Genomic DNA, 22,595 nt, shown 5'->3' with positions numbered 1-22,595 from the left:
CAAGCTGTAAATGAAACAAGCCCCCATTATGAACCTTCATCAGCTCAATTTCACATGCCTGCTTCCAGAAAAATGTATCTGATTTCTAGTGTAGTGTTACGATTATAATTTCTCAATGATGCATGTATATTCCATTTATAAGTTTGATTATTAAATTGGATATCTATATACTATAGATTCTTTTCTTTTTTGAAATACCCTTTTACTAGAAATTTCATCAGATCACTAGGCTGTTCCTTTATAAATTCAGCCTTTTCACCAAATACCATTCCATATGGCATTTCAGTAGTGTAGCTTTCCCAATGTGGCATATCCTCTCCAGTTGCATCTTTACCATTTGGATTTCCAGAACAGATAAAATTTGTCCAATAGTTGCACATTTGACGAGCAAGATCATAATGCTTGCCAGTAAATGGCCTCCAACATTTAGCAAGGGTCTCAAAAAAGAACCAAAGATCTACAGAATGGAAGGTTCCGGGATTATCCCATCCTGGTATTTCTGCATCAAAATTATAATAATATAAAGGACTATTAGCATTTGTATCCCCATTAGCCTGTCCCATAATACGAATGCCATATTCAATGCTACTCACTGATGCCTTTTCTATTACTTCTTCGATATTAGCTGATTTATCAGCTTTGCAAAGCTTAAGATACTCCTCAGCAGCATCTCCAAACATTTCAATAGCCATTTCTTTAAATTCATCTATATTCTCAACTTTTGGAACATTAAAAAATTCAGACGAAGTGTGGCCAAAAAGCACAGGAACCATCAATCTCTTATTTTTAATAAAAAGCTCAAGTGCATCCCCTACACAAAACACATTATCATGAACAGTTCCCCAATATTTCTTATATTCAACAGATTTATCTCTAATATATTTTGCATCAAGCTTACGTGCTTCACTAAGTGAAGACACTCCTAAAAATTCAAAGAATTTTATTCCTTCCTGCTCAGCTTCTGCTAGATTGTACTTATCTAAAGGCATAGGATTTCCTTTATAAAGTGTAGTGATAATACCACTTTCTATAATAGCCTTTTGACAAAAGCCTTCATTTTGAGGTGAAGTTATTTGAGTCATTACACTTCCACCTCCAGCAGACTGCCCCCCAATTGTAATATTATTAGGATCACCACCAAAAGCTTCAATATTACGTTTAACCCATAGTGTACCTGCCCTTTGATCTAGGTTTCCAAAATTAGCTGGTGCTTCTGGAGCTTCTGCTGTTATTTCAGGATGGCATAAAAATCCTAAAACATTCAAACGATAATTTACTGTTACAACAACTACACCTCTTCGTGCAATACGCTCACCATCAAATTCCATTTCTGCTGTATTCCCAAACTGAAGCGCTCCTCCAAAGTACCATACAAATACAGGTAATTTTTCATTAGGATTACATGCTGGCGTCCATACATTTAAGTATAAACAATCTTCATCCATAGGAATGTCTGGATCTACAGCCCATTCCCTTGTATAAATGTTATTATCATCTATAACTGTCTGTGCTTGCATTGATATTGGGGCAAATTCAAATGCTTTTAAAACACCTTCCCAGTCCTTTGCAGGCTTTGGAGCACGCCAGCGGTTTTCACCTACTGGTGGAGCAGCAAATGGAATACCTTTAAAACTTGTTATACGTGGATCTGCTGCTGGCAATCCCTGAACAATACCATTTTCGACTTTTACTCTTCTTAACATATTAATTTAATCCTTTCCATAAGCTAAATTTTAGTGCCTTCGTCACATAATTGTAGTTGCCAATTAATGAATAAATAATGATGAAAGAAGACTAATTTCCATGCCATAAAAAATCATTATTACATTCCATAAAATTCTTCTTTATTGTATCCAAGGTACGTATCTGTGTTATCCGTAACTGGTAAAATTTCTACCATACATAAGTGATTGCAAGGAATTTTTAATTCCATTTTATAAATTCCTTCTTGTTCAATTAATCTATCATCTGTTTGAAGCGGTTCTGCAGAATTTTTTAATATATCTAATTGTTCTTTATTTAAGCTTCGCGGCTTTCCAAGATTACTCCATGTTTTCATTGGATTTGCGTACTGTCCACCAACTTCTTTTTTTACTGCAATGGCTTGTTCTCCTATAGCAGGTAGCAATAATTCATAAACTTCATCAGAATATTCTTTATCGCCTTTCACATCTTTGTAGTTCCAGCCAATAATTACATACCTATCATCATTTTTAGTAATAACTAAATGTTCATCCCTGTAAAGCAGTTCCTTACCAGCTTTAGAGAAAAACTCAAAAGCATAAAATGTCGGTTTTTTTATAGAATTTAGAGCAATTAACCCAAAGCCTCCATGGAATACTGATTTAGGAACGTCCAATTCCTCAAATACATCACTAAAGGTCCAGTAAGAATAAGAATCAGCATATTCTCCAGCCTCACTAAGAATACGAGCAATATATGCTGCATGAAAATCCATATCATGCACTGGACAAATTGGAACATAAGAACTATTAAATTCTGTTATATGAAGCGGCATATTAGCTATACGCGAATAATCCTTCATAATCCTTCTAGTTTCTTTAAGCTCTTCAATCATGTAAGTTGGATCATTCAAAGTATGATATATATAATGTCCTCGGTCAGTTTGCTGATCAGCAGTATAGCAATGGCGAGTAATAAAATCTAACGGTGAGTCATTTTCAATACAGTGCTCAAAGAATGCTCGTAGCCATTTTTCTGTTTCAACACCACAAATTGCAGGGCCTCCTATCTTGATTCTTGGATCTATTTTCTTAACAGCTTCTGCTGAATAATCATAAAGCTTGAAATATTCCTCCATGGTTCCAGCCCAAAATACAATATTGGGTTCATTCCATACTTCTATAGGCCATGTTACTACTTCTTCTCTACCATATCTATCTATTAAATGAGTTAAGGTAGCTGTAATTAACTCGGCCCATTTTTCAAAGGATACAGGAGGCGTTACATTTCCCTTCCAATAAAATACTGTATTATCACCAGTTTTAAGTTTTTCCGGCATAAATCCAAGTTCTAGAAATGGCTTAATTCCATTTTCCAGATAAGTATCCATAATTCTATCTAAATACGTAAAATTATAAAAAGGATATATTTGCCCATCCATTTCACATTCACGATATATTCCTACATCATCACAAAACAATCCATGACCACGGATATACTTGAAATGTATTGACTGTTGAGCTATTTTTAAATGATCAATGTATTCCTTTTGAAGTGCTAGTCCCATTCTTCCAGTGCCAACACAATATGACGCATTATTCTTAAATAAATTGCCTGAAACAGGCACCTTAACTTCCTTTAACATACGTAAGGCCTCCTTAATAAATTAATTGCTATATTACTTTACAATGATATCCATAGTTACATTTCTTAACTCTGGATTCAAATCCTTTTCCTCTATTAAATCCAATACTGGATAATCATCAATATCAAAATGAACACGACGAAGTCCAGAAGATCTAGGTCCATCAACCCCTGGTCTTGCATGATAAGCATTCCATACGTTTCCCTCATCATCTATAACATAAGAATTATGACCAGGTCCATATTCTCCAGGTGCACTTCTGGAAGTAAGTAAAGGATAATTTCCCTTTTCCCAGCTAGAAGGTTCTAATAAATCTGCATTTTTGTCTGCACAGAGTAATCCTACAACATAAGTAGCATCTATCATTGCACTAGCAAAGGTTAAAAATAACTTTTCATCTCTTATCAAGGCAAATGGTCCTTCATCAACAAAAACATTGTTATTTGCCCAGCCATAATCTGGTTTAGATAGAACTACTGGATCACTTATAAGTTTCCACGGTTCTTTTGGATCAACCTTAGCAATATAAAGCCATGCTCCAAGATCCTCTGGTAAAAATTCACGTTGTGACCAAACTACATAATACTCTCCCTTTATTTCAAAATTTGTCATGTCTAGAGAAATAGTCTTCCCTGCTTCACATAAATAAGTCCCATCTTTCTTTAATACACGGTGTGGTCTAGACCAGTCTGCTGCATTCATTGGATTTCCATCTTTTTTTAACTTCATAACATGTGATTCTTCATAAAAAAACTCTCCTGAAGTCGCCCCATGGAAGATATATAAATCTCCTTCAACTATGTGAAATTCTGGTGCCCATAAAAGACCTTTAATATCCTCATACATATTAGAATCAATTATTAATTTTTCTTCAGCCTTTAATAAATCTGGTATATTATCTGCTTCTCTCATATATAAGCTGTGATTTCCATCAGCATCATTTGTTGCAATAAAATAATATTTTCCCTTCCATTTACCTATACATGGGTCTGCACGATCAGTAGCAATAGGAAATTCATAATGATCTTGATGTACTTTACCTGTAATTCTATAGTTTCCTGGCTTATTCCAATCTATCTCAGATAAATTCCAATCTACATTCTTCATAGCTGTTGTGCCATCACTATAAATAGCAGTAACTTTTACAGCTTTCAGTTCATTTTCTGATGCAACATTTACACTTTCAGGTACTTTTATTTCCACATTAGTAGGTACTATAAGCTTGCAAATAAGGCGATGTGCTACCTCTGATGAAACACCTATAACATTCCTTGGCACTATTCCCTCTATTTCTGTATTAACAGTTTCTATAATAAACGCTTCTGTATTTTCAGGCATGGAAGCACTGTTTATATTCAATATATCAGCAGTAAAATTCTTATAATAGTTCCCATTCTCGTCACTCCAACAAATTACATAAACTTTTTTATCCTCATCATAATGACATTTAATATCACTTACATAAGTATCTCCTTTTAAATCAATCAAACCAATTTCTTCATACTGTAAAAGATCTTCTGAAGTAAATAAAAGCACTCGACCTTTGCTCTGCTCATCATTTTCACCTTCTGCCTCTGTACGTATAGCAATAACACCAAAAGTACCATCTGCCAAATAAAATAAATAAGGATTTTTCAAGCTCTTTGCATTAAGAGATCCATTATCATTTTCTGTAGCCTTAGCAAACAAAACTCCTGAATTGTGATTTAATTCCTGAAATTCCACTCCATCTTCACTGTAGGCAATATGCATACTATATGCCAATTTCTCTGAATAAATTAAATTTTCCTGTGGTTTTCTTGTATAACAAAGTACATAGTTTAAATCCTTTTTAATTTTAGTTATCATATATTTCTTCCTCCTTGATAATTTATAATAATTCTACCTTTACCACTATTATTCTTTATAATAAAGACTTTCTTCTGGTCCCAAAAATGAATCTTTAAGTTTTCCTTTTGATAAAACAAGCTTTTGTAATACTACTCCTGCATCTAACCCATAAAACTTTAATCTATGCATTCCCTTACTCAACCTGTGTTTAGTCGTAGTTATATGAATATTTTCCAGTACTCCATCACACCAAATATCATTATCATAGCTACCAGTAATAAAATCTTTTGGTAAAGTATCTGCTATAATTGGACTTTCATCATCAAAAGCTACAGCATATTTTAATCTACTATTTTCATAAAGATTATTTGTAGGTGCAACATAGGTTGTTAATGTATACTCTTCATCATTATTTACTCTTAATAAGTATTCCAAATATGGTGCCTGCTCCGGTTTTTCAAAGGACACAGTTGTAGGAAACATCTTCATTGATGACAAAGTACGTCCATAGTTTTCAAGTACTTTCCATTCCACATTTGATTTTGCAATATTATTTGCTGTATGCTCTGCTTCAATAGAAACTACATCATGTGTTTCAATAAAGGTCCTATTAGGTAGATCTGTAATATCTATAACTTCAACTATAATCTTTACCTTTACTATTTTCCCTGAGCCAGAAATAGTTATAAAGCCATCTAATGATTTTGATACTTTGTCCCAATCTATTGAAACAATAATATCCTTTCCAGTAGAAATACTTCCATGCATACTATTTACCTTTATAAAATCTGAACTCGTTTCCACTTTATAATCAAATTCTGTACTTCCACCATTACTGATCGTGATAAAATAGCTTTCTTTCCCCAGGTTTGTGAATACTGGTAGTTCTGCTATACCTTCATTATATGCCTCTTCAGTTCCTTGAATATCTACAATCATAATACTTCTTTTTTCTGGAATAACGCTATAAATTTCTGGATATGTCCAACCATCAGGGCTCCATTCTTTATATCCAATATGAGGAGAGCTCATCATTCCCTTCCACTTACCAGCTGACATACTTTCATTGTAATACTTCTGCATATCAATATCTTTTTCCTTACATTCTTCAACCAATAAAGCATAATTATTAGCAAGAATACTCTTTCGTCTATAATACAAATTATTTAATCCTGCATATATCTGCATTTTAATAACATTTGCTGATGCCACGGAAGGATAGTAAACTAACTGATAGTATGCATCCTTATAAACTTCTGGAATCTGCTCGTAATATTTTTGGGCTTTCCCCTCTATATCGATTACCTTTTCAAGAACTCTTTTAGCTTCATTATAATTTATACAGCTGTATGTCGAAGCATACGTAACCTCTGGTTTTCTGCTTCCACTCATTTTCGTATAGTGTGTTAATACACTTTCAATTCCATCTATTAAATCCTCTTTAACAGCATTTCCAAATTGTTGTAGAGCCCACTTCTTTGTGTATTCTTTGGTCTTATTCCTTCCATTGATTCCCCAAGTTTCAAAGTCATATGCTAAATCTAAGAAGTATGATACAGGGAATTCCATCGGCTTTAAATCTCCGATATTAACGATCCATATATCTCTTACACCATAATCATAAGCCATAGACATTTGTTCCCATACTTTTTCAAGAGGAGTTGTATTTACCCATTCATAAGAACGTGGACCTCCATGATAATCAAAATGGTAATACATTCCCCAGCCTGCTTTACGATTTCGTTCTTTTTCTGTTGGAAGTGTACGTACATTTGCAAAATTATCATCTGCCAGCATAATTGTTACATCATCCAATTCATTCCAAGTTCTTAAACCTTCTGCTTTATCTGTTCCATACCAATATTTCTCAACTTCCTTATATATAGTAAGAACCTTAGGTACATTATTTAAACCTTGCTCTATTAATAAACGTTTTTGCGTTCTAATAATATTCTTTAATAGTCCAATATTCTCTTCTTCAGAACCTTTTAAAGCAGAATCCTGCTCTCCTCTCATACCTATTGTGATTAAGCTTTCAAGTTTTTTGTTTCGTTTAAGACCATCTTCCCAAAACTTTGTAATAGCATCAGCATTACTTGCAAAATCCCATACTTCATTTTCACCATACTTATGGTGAATTTGTTTCCATTCCTCACCCGCACGAAACATAGGCTCATGATGTGAGGTTCCCATTACAATACCATATGTATCAGCAAGCTCAGCATTAGCTAAGGGATAACTTTTCCCATTTTCACTAAATACAGCACTCCACATAGCGGGCCACATAAAATTCCCTTTTAATCTAAGAATCAATTGGAATACTTTATCATAAAATTCTTCATTAAAGTCTCCAAATGTATTAGTTACCCAAGAGCCTAAGGATGGCCATTCATCGTTTAAAAAGAATCCTCTATATTTTACAGATGGTTCCTTGGAAGTAATATTTAAATCTTCTTCTGAAAAAACAAGTTCAGATTTTTTTACTGGTACAACATCACCAAAGTAAACCCAAGGACTTACTCCAATTAATTCGGATACACGGTAAATACCATAAATTGTTCCTCTCTTTTCACTTCCAACTATAACAACAGCCTTCTCTATACCTTCAATCGGCTTTTCAACAACCTGTATCTTATAACATTCACGCTTGTCCTTTATAGAGGATACATCTAATATGCCTTTTAAAATTAATGAATCTATTAAGTCATTATTTCCTATAGAACCTGCAATTACTATGGTTTCTTTTAATTCTTCTATAACATTTACCACTTTTGGAGTTACTCCAGTAACCATATTGATGTCTTCTACAAAAGAATTTGCTACAAGCTTTAAGCCCTTATAATCTTTTCCTTTTGGATCTATATATATTGCTGCTGCTTTTCCTAATTTAGCAATCATTACATTTTTCATAATACATATTTTCCTCCGCTTAATTCAAACTATAATACAATCGTCTAAGTTTCATAAGTTCCTCATGAGTCCCTTCCTCTGCAATTCCCTTATTAGCAATATATAAAATCCTATCTGCATCCCTTATGGTGGATAATCTATGAGCAACTATAAATGCAGTTTTATCTTTAAGGATTACATCCATTGCCTTTTTAATTAAATTTTCTGTTTCTGTATCTATTGAACTTGTTGCTTCATCTAGTATAATAACTGACGGATTCTTAAGAATTATACGAGCAAAACTTATAAGCTGTTTTTCACCTGCTGATAGTCCTGCTCCACGTTCTTCTAACTCTTGATAAAAGCCATCCTTCATTTTATTTATACATTTATCTGCAAAAATAGTTTTAGCAGCTTCAATACATTCATCATCTGTAGCCTCTGGTCTTCCATATCTTATATTGTCAATAACAGTTCCTTTGAATATAAAGGGATCTTGCATTAATACACCAACCTCTCTACGAAGAGAAGCAAGAGTCGCATCTTTTACATCAATACCATCTATCTTAACCTTACCATTCTTTACATCATAAAATCTTGTAATAGTATTTATTACTGTAGTTTTACCTGCACCTGTTGGTCCCACTAAGGCAATAGTTTCTCCTGGCTTTACATTCAAAGTAAAATTTTCTAAAACATTTATATCATCTTCATATGCGAAGGTGATGTTTTCAAAATCAATCTGTCCCTTAACATCCTTAAGCTCTACTCCACTATCCTTACTTTCAATATCAACAGGATAGTCAATAGTATCAAATATTTGCTCTAAATTTGAACTTACCTGAGCTAGCTGCTGGATAATAACAGCAACCTGCGTGATAGGGCCACTAAAAAGACTCATATAGCTTATGAAAGCAATAACTGTACCTGCATCTATACTATTATTACCGTGAAGCATCATATATAAGGATATTCCAAAAAGACAAAGAGTTCCGATATTCCAAAATACTTCAACTGTAGGTGTATTTAATTCATTTCTCATAAATATTTTCATCCAAGTTTTAGCACAAGTTTCTTGAATCTCCATATACACTTTTTCATTAATAGCACTTCTATTATTATTTTTAACTATTTTTTCACCCATAATTGATTCCACAAGAAATGCTGTTCTATTTGAATTCCTAGCTCTGAGATATGCAAATAATTTTCTTATTACATATCTTAACCCAAAAACACAAACCATCATTGGAATAACTGCTCCCAAAACTATAGCTGTAAGCTGCACACTTATCGCCAGCATAAATACTGTTACAGCTACTATCTTTACTATATAAACAAGAAATAGCAGCAAATTATTTGTGAAAAAGTTGGCTAAATCGTTAATATAATCTGTAACACGCACAACAATTTTACCATCTGGTCTTGAATCAAAGTAATCAAAAGGCAGTTCCTGCAGCTTATAGAATATATCCTTTCTTATTTGTGCAATTATATTATGTCCCATCTTCCCCATAAGTCTTTGATGGGCAAAGTTAATGCCAATCTCAGTACCTGCTAAGGTAATAAATCCAATAATTATAAGTAGTAATTCACCATAATCTTTAGCTATAACTGTATGGTTAATTATATATCTAAGTAATAATGGTGCAGTCATAGAAGCTATAGCTGCAATCAACATCAAAAAACATATAAGCATAAAAACTTTTTTATATGGAAGTACATATTTTATAGTTCTTCCAAGTTGTTTAATATCTATTTCCTTTTGAATAATCTCGTCCTGAAAATAAGTATTTCTCTGTGCCATTTTCCTTACACCTCACCTTCAGCTAAAGCATCAAAGTCAATAACAGATTTTCTCTGTGCTTCTTGAATTTCATATACATTAGCAAAGTGTCCTTTAAGTTTCATCAATTCCGCAAAGGTTCCTTTTTCTAAAATCTTTCCATCCTGCATATATATTATTTCATCGCAATCTATTACTGATGACATTCTGTGAGCTGAAATAAAAATAGTTTTATCAGGATAATGCTTTTTAATATCTGTTAGAAGTTTCTTCTCAGTATCAACATCTAAAGCACTAGTTGAATCATCCAATATAAGTATAGGTGCATCTTTAAGCAGTGCTCTAGCTATAGAAACTCTTTGTTTCTGTCCTCCTGAAATACCAATACCCTTCTCTCCAACAATAGTGTCATATCCTACTGGAAGTTTTTTAACAAAATTATGTGCTTGAGCATGTTTTGCTGCCTTAATAACTTCTTCCTTTTCAATATCAGGCTTTGCATATGCTATATTAGAGTCTATTGTGTTAGAGAAAAGAAACACATCCTGAAATACATATGAAAAACTGCTTCTTAGTGCTGTTAATGAATACTCCCTAATATCTTTTCCATTTATTTCAATTTTCCCACTAGTTAAATCATGGATACGTACCAAAGATTCCAAAAGTACACTCTTTCCACTTCCTGTGCCTCCTACTATACCAATCTTTTTGCCATAAGGAACCTCAATACTTATGTCTTTAAGCACCTCATTACCTTCCATAACAAGATATGCATTATTAATGCGGATATTAGGAACACCTGTTATTTTCACATTTTCTACTGTTTCAATTATCTTAGACTTACAATTCATAAAATTCATCATTTTTTGTCCGGATACAAACTGTTGCTGCATTTGAAACAACATGTTATTAATTTGTGAAATATTGTCCATCATCTTAAGCACATAGTTAGAACAAGCAAAAAGAAATCCTATAAGCATATATCCTTTGATAACAAGAATTGTACTAACAGCAATGGTTCCAATATATGCTATCTGCTTAATTGAGCTAAATACAACTTCAAACTTAGACGATAGCTTAACTTGATTGATATATGAATCTTTTAATTTTTCATTAGCTTTATCGAATTTTTTCTTTTCAATATCTTCATTTGTGAACGAGCGAACCAAACGTACTGCTTCAATATTCTCTTGAACATTTAAACTCACCTCACTGTTGCCTTTTCTTATATTTTTATAATTGATCCTTGCTGCTTTTCTAAATTTCATCAAGGCCACAACAAAAAATGGCATAATAATTAATGGGATAGCAAGCAGACTAATATTAATACGACATAATAAAAATCCACATATTATAAGTACAAATAAACTATCAAATATATTAGGAATCATTCTACAAAAAAGTTCCTTATACATAATTGTATCTGAATTCAGGGTTGTTAGAAGTTCTCCCGTATTATACTCAGCAACAGTCTCACTATCTAACTCCATAAGTTTACGAAAGGTTACTGCTCTTAAGTCTGTCTCTAAATTAAGACCAAGATGCTGATTAATAACATTTTTAACATAAATAAAAATTATCCTTGTAAGTAGAAAAATCATAAAAATAACTACTAAGCTAAAAAAAAGCTTCATTGAATGAATCTGACCATATTTTTCATTGAGCATAAATGAAAATATACCATCATTTGTAGGTTTATTATCACAAATAACATAATCTATAAACATTTCTGAAAGCAGTGGAATCATCAAATCTGCAATTATGGCAGCAAAACTTATAATCTGAGCTGTAATTGCCAATGGTAAGTTCCTCTTCCAATATTTAAACCCAAATTTCAGTACTTCCATTGAAAAACCTCCTTTGCCATACTATAAAAGCATTTTTTATAATATAGGTATGCATAGCAATAAAATTATAGGTGGTATTATCCACCTATAACTTGATGTTGAATTTGGAACTTTCTAGTTATATCCAAATCCAAGAATTGTAAAGTACTTATCAAAACTATCATCTGACATCTTAATTTCAATATTATGTTCCTTACTAATCTCCTCTTGATATAAAATTACAGCATTGCAATGTGTCCAGCCTACTGCTTGAGGATCTGCTGTTAAAATATAAGTACCATCAACATAGATATCAGCCTTACCAAAATCAATACTTGCAGTATCTTTAAAGACTAACAGTAAACTTCGACTTTTAACTTTTAAACGGAAACTTTCCCTTCCAGATTCAGGTGCATGCATCCAATTATATGGAAATTCAGGCGTTCCTTGAGGCTCACAATCCACTTCCACAAATTGAAGATCTTTATCTGTTTCTTTAAAACTTCCTTGCTCTATTACTGCTCCACATGAATTATCCTTTTTATCAATTAGATGTACATCTAAAAATGAATTACCTATAGCTGGAGCTATATCCAATTCAATATCCATTTCATCGCAAGCATTCTTTGAAGTCTGTTCGAATAAATATGCAAGAGAGTCTGTCATTATAGTATGTCCATCGTTTGTAGGATGATATATATCATAAAAGAACTGTCTCTTGGTTATTATATTTCCCTCTTCTCTAGTAAGCTTAAATTGCTCAACCACAGCATCAGATATACTTACCATTGGCAAATTATATAACCTTCCAACTGGAGAAAGTCTTTCTTGAAGATTCCAGTCATTAGCAAATACACTGAATAATAATATCACTGCTGGCTTATTTTTAGCAGAAAGTATATTTAAAACCAAGCTTTCATAACATATACCTTTTGTCTCATCTCCTTCATCATTTACTGCAAATTCAACAACTACAATATCAGGGATTACTCTTCCATCTCTTAAAACCTCTCTGTCATATCTTATAAGACCCAGTTCTGAAGGCGTTCCTCCCACTCCAGCTTTTACAAAATGAACATTTTCTCCATCACCTTTTCCAAACATTTCTTTAAACTTTAAGTATGATCTATAAGCATAACAGTTTGTATTTGTTGGTTTTGCCCCAGCCCCTTGGGTAATTGACCCACCTATATAAGCAACAGTTACATCTTCTCCTCTTTCAGCCTTATCTATAGCAGCTTTAAGTCTTTTGTTATTCCCTATATTTAATAGAGATTTCTTAATCATCGAATTATACTTGTCACTTCCAAATTCTACTGGTGGATCTATTGAAATTTCAGGCACTTCATAGCCATCATTGAGATAAACCTTAACCGTTACCTCTGCTGTTAGTTCTGGCTTTTCAAACTCAAAAGCCATCTTTCCAACAACATCATCATCTTTTGACCACTCATAATCTTTAAGCGTAATAATTACTTCTGATCCATCCTTAGTACAAGGAATTTTAATAAGTGTTCCACTTTTATACCTGTCTAATTTTCCGTAATTATGAAGTACAAAGTCGATATTTCCTACATCTTTTGAGGCTTTTACACAAACTCCAATGCTGTGAACCAATTTATGAACACCTTCGCAACTTTTTAGTGCAGTTAGAATATTTTCATCCTCAACCCCTCCTACAAAATTAGCATCAAACGCAAATCTTCCTTCATCTAAATAAACTTCTTGAGAAGGTTTACCTTCAAATCGTGCAGTAGCTTCTATAAGTTTATTTATCATTATATAAAAACCACTACGCTTTTTCTGTGGATCTTTAGGTGCTTTAGGCCCTGATTCTATATTATTTATCATATTCTTATCCTCCATCCTTTAATTTTCTCTATCAATATTTCTCTCATCATCCTATGATCAAATAATCCCTTAAAAACTTAATAATTCTATGTCTATTTTGCAAAAAAATTATTCACAATTCAAAGAGCTCCGAGGTAAATCAACATTAATTGATCATTGAGTATTTAAAATTGATAATTTCAATAGAACTATAGATATCCAAATTAATAATCAAACTTATAAATGGAATATACATGCATCATTGAGAAATTATAATCGTAACACTACACTAGAAATTAGATACATTTTTCTGGAAGCAGGCATGTGAAATTTAGCTGATGATGGTTCTTAATGGGGGCTTGTTTCATTTTCAGCTTGTCCAGATTTTACATCTGGAACACGCTGAAATGACGACAAGCTGCCATTTAGAACCTTCCAGTGAAAATTTCACTAGTCCTGTGGAAGATAAATGTATCTGATTTCGGTAATTGTTACATAAGTATAATTCTTGCATTGTATATCTATAATATTATTATCCAAATTTTAAAGTCTCTTTATATCATTTTAAATTAATTTCAAAAACTAAACTGGCAATAAATTAATTAATTATAGACATATATTGCACATAATGTTATTTTCTTATAAAATAAAGTACCCATGAAAATCAAACTTTTAGATTTTCATGGGATTCAAATGTAAGGTTTTAAATATGCTACTAACCTTTTAAAGCACCAGCTGTTAAGCTCTTATGAACTTGACTGCTCATTAGAAGATAAATAATAACCGTAGGAATAGTAGCAATAACCAAAGCTGCACCTATTGGCCCCCATTCTGTTGAATATTTCCCAGCCATAGACTGAATTCCTACTGTCAATGGTTTATAGGCAGCCTTACTAATAAATACAGTTGCAAACATTAATTCATTCCAAGCTTGCAAGAATGTAAATATGGAAATTGTTGCTACAGCTGGCCTTAATATAGGCACAATAATACTGAAAAATATTCTATAAATACTGCATCCATCAATACAAGCTGCTTCCTCAATTTCTCTAGGAATAGATTTCATAAAGCTTGTAAGAATAAGAATAGCCATAGGAATAGCAAACGCCACATAAGGTATAATTAATGCCCAATAAGTGTCCAATAACTTAACTTTACGTAATATTAAAAATATTGGAAGAAGTGCTGCATGAATTGGTATCATTAACCCTGCCATAAAAAGCAACATTGTTGTATTTCTAAATTTCCATTTCATCCTAACCAATGCATAAGAAGCCATTAGTGAAACTATTACTGTTAAGAATATAGTAACAGCTGTAATTATTACACTGTTCATAAAGTATACCCCAACATTTGCATTAACTAATGCCTTCCCATAGTTTTCCCATAAAAACTTTTCAGGCAAACCAATTAAGTTACCTCCAAATATTTCACTATTATTTTTAAGGGAGAATGTTATTAGCCAATATAGTGGGAATATTTGTATAACTGCCCATATAATGAGCACTATGTATAATAGCTTGTTTACAATTTTCCCTCCAAACATTTTTGAAATATAATCGCTACTCATTTTTCATACTCCTCTACTCATTTATTCCACATCATCAGTTTTGAAAAACTTCTGTATAATTCCTGTAAATACAAGACATTCTATTATTATAAAAATTGCTATGGCACTTCCATATCCATACATGCTTCGTACAAATATATTATTAACAAGCAATGTACTTGGTACCTCACTTGCATGGTTAGGCCCACCATTAGTCAATACATATACAAGATCAAAAATCTTCAAAGCACCTATAACAGAAAAAGTCACACATACTTTAAGCATAGGTTTTATTAGTGGTATAGTAATTCTAAAAGCCATTTGAATACCTGATGCTCCATCAAGTTTTGCGGCTTCATATATATCTGTAGGAATTGATTTTATGGCTGCATACATTAGTAACATATGGTATCCTACGTATTGCCATAATGTAGGCACAAAGGATGCTCCAAGCGCTGTAGTTGGATCTGCTAACCACGCTTTTGCCATATTTCCAAGACCTATTGATTTCAAAAAACTGTTGAGTAATCCATAATCCGGATTATAAATCTTCATCCAAAGTTGTCCAATAACAACAGTAGAAATTATTACAGGTATAAAATAAACGTTTAAAAAAAACTTTTCTCCTTTAACTCCATTAGCAAGTACTAATGCTAAAAATAAACTAATTGGTAATTGAATAAACACTGATACAAGAACAAAATATAATGAATTTTTAATTGATAAAGTAAAACCACCTGTAGTATTAGCAAAAAGCTCTTTATAATTTTGTAACCCAACAAATACTGGATTTTTTAAGCCATCCCAATCAAGAGTGCTGTAATAACCTGAAATAAATATAGGTAGAAATACTATTAGAATAAAAAAAATCAGTGCAGGAAATAAAAAAAACATTATAGCTTTTTTATCCGAAAGAACCTTATCCATTGTTAACCTCCTTAAAAATAAGTCATTTTGAAATAATTATCATATTCAATTTACCGAATAATATCTTTCCTATATTACCCGTAGAAAAACAAAGTAGTATAAATCCAATCAAAGGATTCATAAACTGTATATATTAGATTGGATTTGTAGAAATCTATAAATTCCACAAATCCAATTGTATTTAAGAACTTATTGACAAGGATCAAGTTAAAATGAAGTATTAACTTCTGTTCCTCTTCAAATTTAAAACATTACTTGGCATTCATTTTTTGCATATCTTTAGCAAATTGTTCTGGTGTAACTTGTAATGAGAACAATTGTGTTAATTCTTTTTGATAATCGTCACCATCTTTAGTTGACAATTTAGAATTAAACCATAAAGTGGTTGTCTTTGCTTCCTTAAGATTTTTAGCTATTTGTAAATTTAAAGGGTCAATTTTAGATTCATCTACATCCATTTTCCAAGTTGGTATTCCAGCACCTGCTAAATATGCTTCTTTTGAGTGGTGTTCAGTAATATATTTTTGAAGTTTAACTGCTTCTTCTTTATGTTGTGTTTTAGCACTTACAAAGAATCCTTCAGCAGCTCCACCTGTAAAATCATTAATGTCGCCTTTTCCACCTTCAATAGTTGGGAATTTCAATGCAAGGACTTTACCTTTAATCTTAGATCCATCTTTATCGATATTACCAACAGTCCAGCTACCATTTACATACATTGGAATTTTACCTTCGTAAAACCCTATTTCTGATTCATCTCTTGTTACACCAAGAGCACCATCATTAAATGCTTGTAGTTTTACTAATTCTTGAAATTTTGCAGCAGCATCTATAAAACCTGGATCTTCATAAGAACCTTTTTTCTCAAGTGCATCATTAACTACCTTAGCACCTGCATCACGAATAGACATAATATCAAAATACTGTGTTGTAGGCCATTCATCCTTGGCACCTACAGTCATAGGTGTAATTCCCTTAGCTCTGAAAGCTTTAACTGCAGTTACTAATTCATTATAAGTTTCAGGAATCTTAATTCCATTTTGATCAAACAATTCTTTATTTACAAAGAATACTGCGGTTGCTTGTGTATAAGGTAAACCATATACTTTTCCATCAAAAGTCATATTAGATAAAACTCCTGGAAGTAATCTATCTTTAGTTCCATCATTTAAATAATCGTCTATAGGTAAAATTTTTCCAGCATCCACATAACCTTTGACAGACCCTCCAGCCTGTGAGTAGAAAACATCTGGAAGTTCATCCCCAGCTGCTGCTGTCTTAATTTTAGTATCATAAGCTTTAGCTTCTGTTTCATCAATATCTAGCTTAATGTTAGGGTTTTCTTTTTGAAAGTCATCTAATACCTTAAGAAAAGGTTTTCTGTTCGACTCACTATCAGCAGCCCATACATGCCATAATTTTAAAGTAACTTGTTTTGAATCACCAGACGCATTAGCACTTTTACTATCGCCTGAAGAGCTTGATCCACAGCCAACTGCACTAGTTACTAATAATAAAGACATAGAAATAGTTGCAAGTTTTTTTAAGACATTTTTCATTTTTTTACCCCCTGAAATTAATCATTATTTTTTTATTTTACAGTATTTATTTTAGTTCACTCTTAGCTTAGTTAGAACGTAAAATATTTACTTAAATGGGTAGTTTTTTTACATCTTTAAATCGTTTTCATTAATAACACATATAATTTATTCTACTTTTGTAATCCCCTTCAAATAATTTGAGCCTTCTTGAAATCACTTACAGATATGCCAGTATATTTCTTAAAGCACTTTCCAAAATAATTAGGGTCAGGTACTCCAATTTTTTCGCATACTTCATAATTTCTTAAATCTGTTTCTTTAAGTAATTCTATAGCTTTCTCAATTCTAATCTTTGTTAAATATTCAATAAAACTATATCCTATTTCCTGTTTAAAAACTCTGGACAAGTAACTGGGATTTAAATAAAATTTATTTGCTATACTTGAAAGTGAAAGTTCTGGATCTGAAATATTTTTTTTAATATATTCTGCAATTTCAACAAAAACTTTGTTAACTTTTTTTGCTCTAGCTCCTTTAATAAACTTAGTTGTATTTAAAATAAACCAAATCAAATATTCTCTCATTTCAGTAATTTTATCAATTTTTAGTATAGAATTATAAGGGAAATCTTTATTTTCAAGCATTTGCTCATAATCCAGTCCTAATTCTGTTATTGAATTAAAAACCATAGTTACAATATTAATTGATAATACTCTTACCTGCCCAATATTATAATTTTTAGTTGTATCGATATCTTTAAAGATTTTATCAATAATAGCTCTACTCTTCTCATCAATTCCTGCTTTAATATAAAATCCCAATTCATTAGTTTCTTCATTCTTTACATCTAAACCGTGATTATCAATACTTATATCATTAAAGCAAATCACCTGATTTTTTCCATAAACCACCTTATAATTTAATGCTTCAAAAGCCTCCCTATAAGATTTCTTTATATTTTTTAAATCTTTATACGCATTTCCTATCCCTACACTTACATAACAATTGAGTCTATTTATCAATAGTTCTTTAATCTTTTCACAGCTAAATATAATATCTATTTTGGGATTACTATTTAAAATAACTATCTTACGGCTATTATCAATAATTACATGTACATCTTCATAATCTTGAAAATATTTTTTAACTATTTCTGCGCAAGCCAAATCCAATAAAACAGAGTCTTCTTCACTTTTAAACTCTTCATTATCAATATGAGAAATTCCAATCAAGGCAACTTGTATATACTTGGTAATGCTTTCCACTGAAAAATATAAAATCTTATCTATAATATTCTCTGAAGAGTAACTTCTTTGAATTAAATCATTTAGAAACTTTTCTTTTAAATATAAAAAGTTTTCTGATAATCGTTCTTTAAGTTTTATATATTCTGCTCTGCTCATTCTTTCAGTTTCAATCTTACTTTTTAAACTTGAAACTGATTCCTTAAGCTTTGCTCTTTTAATTGGTTTTAACAAAAAGTCACTTATCCCTATCTTTATTCCTTCCTGTGCATACTCAAACTCTTCATAAGCTGTCAAAACAATAATTTTTATATACGGAAATCTTTTTATAGTTCTTTTGCTAAACTCCAAGCCATCCATAAATTGCATACGTATGTCTGTAATTACAATATCAATATTAATTTTTTCCAACATATCAAGAGCTTCTTGACCACTTGATGCTTCTCCTGCAATTTCTATTCCAATTTCATCCCAATCTATGCACCTCCTAATTAAATTTCTGGTATTTTCTTCATCATCTACAATTAGTATTCTTATAAAATTATTATTCATTTTCCCAACCCTCTTCTATAGGAATTGTAATATTAACCTTAGTCCCATATCTTTTTCTACTTTTAATTTCATATACATCTGAAGTACCATAAAAAATTCTTAATCTTTCTATAGTTCCTCTTAGACCAAAACTCAAATTATTATTATCAATTTTATCACTTACAACTTTATCAAGCTCTTCCTCCGTCATCCCAACACCATCATCTTCTATGGATATATTTATTAAGTTTTCTATTAGCTCAACTGTAAGTTTTATTATTCCATGCTCCCCTTTTGGCTTTATCCCATGATATAATGCATTTTCTGCAATTGGTTGCAAGACAAGCTTTAATATTTTAAAATTAAGAACCCTTTCATCAATTTCATAAGTGTCTGTAAAAATATCACCATATCTTAGCTTTTGTAATAAAAAATAGTTTTTTACTATTTCAATTTCTTCTCCTACAGTAATTACTTCTCTTCCCTTGCTAAGGCTAGTCCTATAGTATTCACCTAAAGCTTCTAAAGCATCATAGACTTCATCACACTTTCCAGATAGAGCAAGATATCCCATAGCATCCAGAGTATTATATAGAAAATGTGGTTTTACTTGTGCTTGAAGCACGCTTAATTCTGCCTTCCTTTTCACCTTTTGTTCTTCAATAATTCTATTGATAAGCTTTTCAATTTCATAAACCATAATATTATATCCATCTCTGAGTTTACCAATTTCATCATTACCAACTTCAATATTTACTTTTTTAAATTCTCCATTTTCTATTCCCTTCATGGATTTTAAAAGCTTCTTTATAGGTTTAGTAATTAATCTAGATATCGAAATGGCACCAATAAACAACAATATTCCATTTATTATAGTAAAAACAAATGCCATAAGATATACTGTGCTTGATTCCTTTGAAAGCTCCTTAAAAGGGATTTTACTGACAATAGTCCAGTTATATTCTTCAATTTTTAATGAAGAAAAAATATATTCCTCTCCTTTTATTTTTTCTATTATTGAATTCTTCTCCTCTTCAACATCAGATTTAATTAATTCTTTTCTTATCAATTCATTTATTTGATTAAAATCTGATACATCCTTAGGATTTACTATAAAATCATTATTTTCATCCATAAGTAAAATATTAGTACCATTTTTACTTATGATATCTTTGTAACAGTTAACAAAATTACTTTCATTTATATTAATAATTAGTGTTCCTATTGGCTTCTGCGATTCCATGTCATTTATTACCCTAATAAAGGATACATAGTTTTCATTTGGATTAAGGTCTGCTTTTTCTCCAGCATTTAATCTTAATATATAGTATCCCTTTTCATTAATAGCAGCCTTATACCAATTTGCACTTTCAACTTTATTAAGTTTAAAACTCTTTCTAGACTGCTTGTCTATATAATATTTATTTCCAAAGTTGTCATAAATATAAATTGAAGATACGTTATTCATAGAATCAATCATACTACTTAAATAACCATACATATCAATCTGAACATCGATACCATTTCTATTATTTGAATTTTTCAATATTGCTTGTATGTCTTTATTAGATATTATTATTCTTGAATTATTATTTATGTTTTGTATCATAGAATTTATATTGGATTTTATGGTATAAAGGGTTTGAACAGACAATTCACTAACCTTTTTTGATGTAATATCATCATATATTTTTTCATAAATCAAACTACTTACAGTTACTGAAAAAATCATCAATATTAGATATATAAATACTATTTTTGAACTTATCTTTAGATCCATGTATCTTTTACGTATTCTTATTAAGCTTATCATTATTATCTTCTCTTTCATTTAAACTTAGCTTTCATAATCACTGTAATCAACCTATTCATTATATAAAAGATATTATTTCATCTAAACTCGAAACTGTTTACATAATATTACAACTTTACTGACAAATTTAAAACCCATGTAATTATAGTTTTTGTATCAAAAATTATAGTATCTTTTAAAATTATTTTTTGATGTATATGTTCCAATTTTCAAATAATGATAACAGCCTACGGAAAAATTCATTTTTCCAAATATAAAATTTATTACAAAATAAATTGTTCAACACTGAAAATCAACACTCATTAAAAATTAATAATTATAATATTTATATCAAAAAAGTCTAAAAAAAATAGGGATATTAAATTACACTTTAATATCCCCTTACGTCTATTTGTTATAAGTTCTAATTAAGATTTTGGAAGCTATTTTCACAAAATCCCAAAAGGATTTCGTGACTAATGGCAATTGATAATTAGAACTCATATATTAATTCTAAATTATTTTTATAGTTCAATTTTTTGTATAGTACCATCTTCATTATATTTTAATTCTGTGAATTTTACGCAACGCTTGTTATCTGCTCCACCTGATAATGAACTATCATGATAGAATAAATACCATTTATCTTGGAATTGAACAATTGAGTGATGTGTTGTCCATCCTATTACTGGGTCAAGTATTTTTCCTTTAAAAGTATAAGGTCCTTTTGGATTTTTACTCATAGCATATACAATGTAATGAGTAGAACCAGTAGAATATGAAAGATAATAATTTCCATTATATTTATGAACCCATGGACCTTCAAAATATCTTCTATCTTCATCTCCAGCAAGTAGTGGATTTCCATCTTCATCAACTATTGATATTTCTTCTGGACTTTCTTTAAATGTAAGCATGTCCTCATTTAATTCAGCTACTCTTGGTCCTAAAGCTGGAGCTGTAACTGCTGGGCCTTCAGCATCTGCCTTAAAAGTACCAGTTTGCCATTTTTCTAATTGTCCACCCCAAAGACCTCCAAAGTAAACATAGGATCTATTGTCATCATCCATTAAAACAGCAGGATCAATACTAAAACTTCCTGGTATATAATTTTCCTCAGCTTTAAATGGTCCAGCAGGATTTGAACTAGTAGCTACACCAATTCTAAAAATTTCATCTTTATCTCTTGCTGGGAAAAACAAATAATAAGTTCCATTTTTATATACAGCATCTGGAGCCCATAATTGCTTACTTGCCCATGGAATATCCTTTAAATGAAGTGCTTCTCCATGGTCAATACAAGGTGAGTTAGTATCATCTAGTGATAAAATATGATAATCTTCCATGTTGTATTGGTCACCATTATCATTTGAAATTTGAACTTGATCAAGATCATGAGAAGGATATATATAGATTTTTCCATCAAATACGTGAGCAGAAGGATCTGCTGTATAAATGTGAGTTACTAATGGTTCCTTTTGTTTTACAATATTATTCATATAATTCTCTCCTATCATTTTTTACT

Annotated in this window: 13 protein-coding genes; all 13 read right to left on the bottom strand. The window is 31.3% G+C overall.

Going from position 1 to position 22,595, the window contains the following annotated elements:
- Positions 1–170 precede the first annotated feature (170 nt).
- Entirely contained in the window at positions 171–1,703 is a 1,533-nt protein-coding gene (locus tag L3B98_RS04580; RefSeq protein WP_238915781.1) for a carboxylesterase family protein, read from the bottom strand.
- A gap of 119 nt (positions 1,704–1,822) precedes the next feature.
- Positions 1,823–3,328, bottom strand: a complete 1,506-nt coding sequence (locus tag L3B98_RS04575; RefSeq protein ID WP_238915780.1) for a glycosyl hydrolase — start codon at positions 3,326–3,328, stop codon at positions 1,823–1,825.
- Between the two features lie 33 nt (positions 3,329–3,361).
- A complete protein-coding gene (locus tag L3B98_RS04570) occupies positions 3,362–5,176 on the bottom strand; it encodes a family 43 glycosylhydrolase (protein ID WP_238915779.1) in 1,815 nt (604 codons plus the stop codon).
- Positions 5,177–5,224: 48 nt separating this feature from the next.
- Positions 5,225–8,068 (bottom strand): glycosyl hydrolase 115 family protein, encoded by a 2,844-nt coding sequence (locus L3B98_RS04565; protein ID WP_238915778.1) that lies wholly within the window; start codon positions 8,066–8,068, stop codon positions 5,225–5,227.
- A gap of 19 nt (positions 8,069–8,087) precedes the next feature.
- On the bottom strand, positions 8,088–9,851 hold the full coding sequence (locus L3B98_RS04560; protein ID WP_238915777.1) for an ABC transporter ATP-binding protein: 1,764 nt from the start codon (positions 9,849–9,851) through the stop codon (positions 8,088–8,090).
- A gap of 5 nt (positions 9,852–9,856) precedes the next feature.
- Positions 9,857–11,677 carry an ABC transporter ATP-binding protein gene (locus L3B98_RS04555; RefSeq protein ID WP_015394926.1) on the bottom strand — a complete coding sequence of 607 codons (1,821 nt, stop codon included), beginning with the start codon at positions 11,675–11,677 and terminating at the stop codon, positions 9,857–9,859.
- Positions 11,678–11,791: 114 nt separating this feature from the next.
- Positions 11,792–13,507, bottom strand: coding sequence for an SGNH/GDSL hydrolase family protein (locus tag L3B98_RS04550; RefSeq protein WP_238915776.1), 1,716 nt, complete (start codon positions 13,505–13,507; stop codon positions 11,792–11,794).
- Between the two features lie 694 nt (positions 13,508–14,201).
- The gene (locus L3B98_RS04545) at positions 14,202–15,056 is read right to left on the bottom strand and encodes a carbohydrate ABC transporter permease (protein WP_015394928.1); all 855 of its coding nucleotides are present in this window, start codon (positions 15,054–15,056) and stop codon (positions 14,202–14,204) included.
- A gap of 21 nt (positions 15,057–15,077) precedes the next feature.
- A complete protein-coding gene (locus tag L3B98_RS04540) occupies positions 15,078–15,962 on the bottom strand; it encodes a sugar ABC transporter permease (protein ID WP_015394929.1) in 885 nt (294 codons plus the stop codon).
- A gap of 251 nt (positions 15,963–16,213) precedes the next feature.
- A complete protein-coding gene (locus L3B98_RS04535) occupies positions 16,214–17,521 on the bottom strand; it encodes an extracellular solute-binding protein (RefSeq protein ID WP_015394930.1) in 1,308 nt (435 codons plus the stop codon).
- Between the two features lie 170 nt (positions 17,522–17,691).
- Positions 17,692–19,299 (bottom strand): response regulator, encoded by a 1,608-nt coding sequence (locus tag L3B98_RS04530; protein ID WP_238915775.1) that lies wholly within the window; start codon positions 19,297–19,299, stop codon positions 17,692–17,694.
- Positions 19,292–21,109, bottom strand: a complete 1,818-nt coding sequence (locus L3B98_RS04525; RefSeq protein ID WP_238915774.1) for a sensor histidine kinase — start codon at positions 21,107–21,109, stop codon at positions 19,292–19,294. Before L3B98_RS04525 ends, L3B98_RS04530 begins: the two co-directional genes overlap by 8 nt.
- A 485-nt stretch (positions 21,110–21,594) precedes the next feature.
- Positions 21,595–22,569 carry a glycoside hydrolase family 43 protein gene (locus L3B98_RS04520; RefSeq protein ID WP_238915773.1) on the bottom strand — a complete coding sequence of 325 codons (975 nt, stop codon included), beginning with the start codon at positions 22,567–22,569 and terminating at the stop codon, positions 21,595–21,597.
- Between the last annotated feature and the right edge of the window lie 26 nt (positions 22,570–22,595).

It is taken from the genome of Clostridium sp. YIM B02555, from assembly GCF_022320955.1.
Taxonomy (GTDB): domain Bacteria; phylum Bacillota; class Clostridia; order Clostridiales; family Clostridiaceae; genus Clostridium; species Clostridium saccharoperbutylacetonicum.
The sequence above is the reverse complement of the archived record's forward strand: the minus strand, read 5'-3'. Positions and strand labels throughout refer to the sequence as shown.

Bases quoted from the DNA above. Each gene is read 5' to 3' on its own strand.
- L3B98_RS04580 (WP_238915781.1), bottom strand. From the start codon at position 1,703: ATGTTAAGAAGAGTAAAAGTCGAAAATGGTATTGTTCAGGGATTGCCA.
- L3B98_RS04575 (WP_238915780.1), bottom strand. From the start codon at position 3,328: ATGTTAAAGGAAGTTAAGGTGCCTGTTTCAGGCAATTTATTTAAGAAT.
- L3B98_RS04570 (WP_238915779.1), bottom strand. From the start codon at position 5,176: ATGATAACTAAAATTAAAAAGGATTTAAACTATGTACTTTGTTATACA.
- L3B98_RS04565 (WP_238915778.1), bottom strand. From the start codon at position 8,068: ATGAAAAATGTAATGATTGCTAAATTAGGAAAAGCAGCAGCAATATAT.
- L3B98_RS04560 (WP_238915777.1), bottom strand. From the start codon at position 9,851: ATGGCACAGAGAAATACTTATTTTCAGGACGAGATTATTCAAAAGGAA.
- L3B98_RS04555 (WP_015394926.1), bottom strand. From the start codon at position 11,677: ATGGAAGTACTGAAATTTGGGTTTAAATATTGGAAGAGGAACTTACCA.
- L3B98_RS04550 (WP_238915776.1), bottom strand. From the start codon at position 13,507: ATGATAAATAATATAGAATCAGGGCCTAAAGCACCTAAAGATCCACAG.
- L3B98_RS04545 (WP_015394928.1), bottom strand. From the start codon at position 15,056: ATGAGTAGCGATTATATTTCAAAAATGTTTGGAGGGAAAATTGTAAAC.
- L3B98_RS04540 (WP_015394929.1), bottom strand. From the start codon at position 15,962: ATGGATAAGGTTCTTTCGGATAAAAAAGCTATAATGTTTTTTTTATTT.
- L3B98_RS04535 (WP_015394930.1), bottom strand. From the start codon at position 17,521: ATGAAAAATGTCTTAAAAAAACTTGCAACTATTTCTATGTCTTTATTA.
- L3B98_RS04530 (WP_238915775.1), bottom strand. From the start codon at position 19,299: ATGAATAATAATTTTATAAGAATACTAATTGTAGATGATGAAGAAAAT.
- L3B98_RS04525 (WP_238915774.1), bottom strand. From the start codon at position 21,109: ATGAAAGAGAAGATAATAATGATAAGCTTAATAAGAATACGTAAAAGA.
- L3B98_RS04520 (WP_238915773.1), bottom strand. From the start codon at position 22,569: ATGAATAATATTGTAAAACAAAAGGAACCATTAGTAACTCACATTTAT.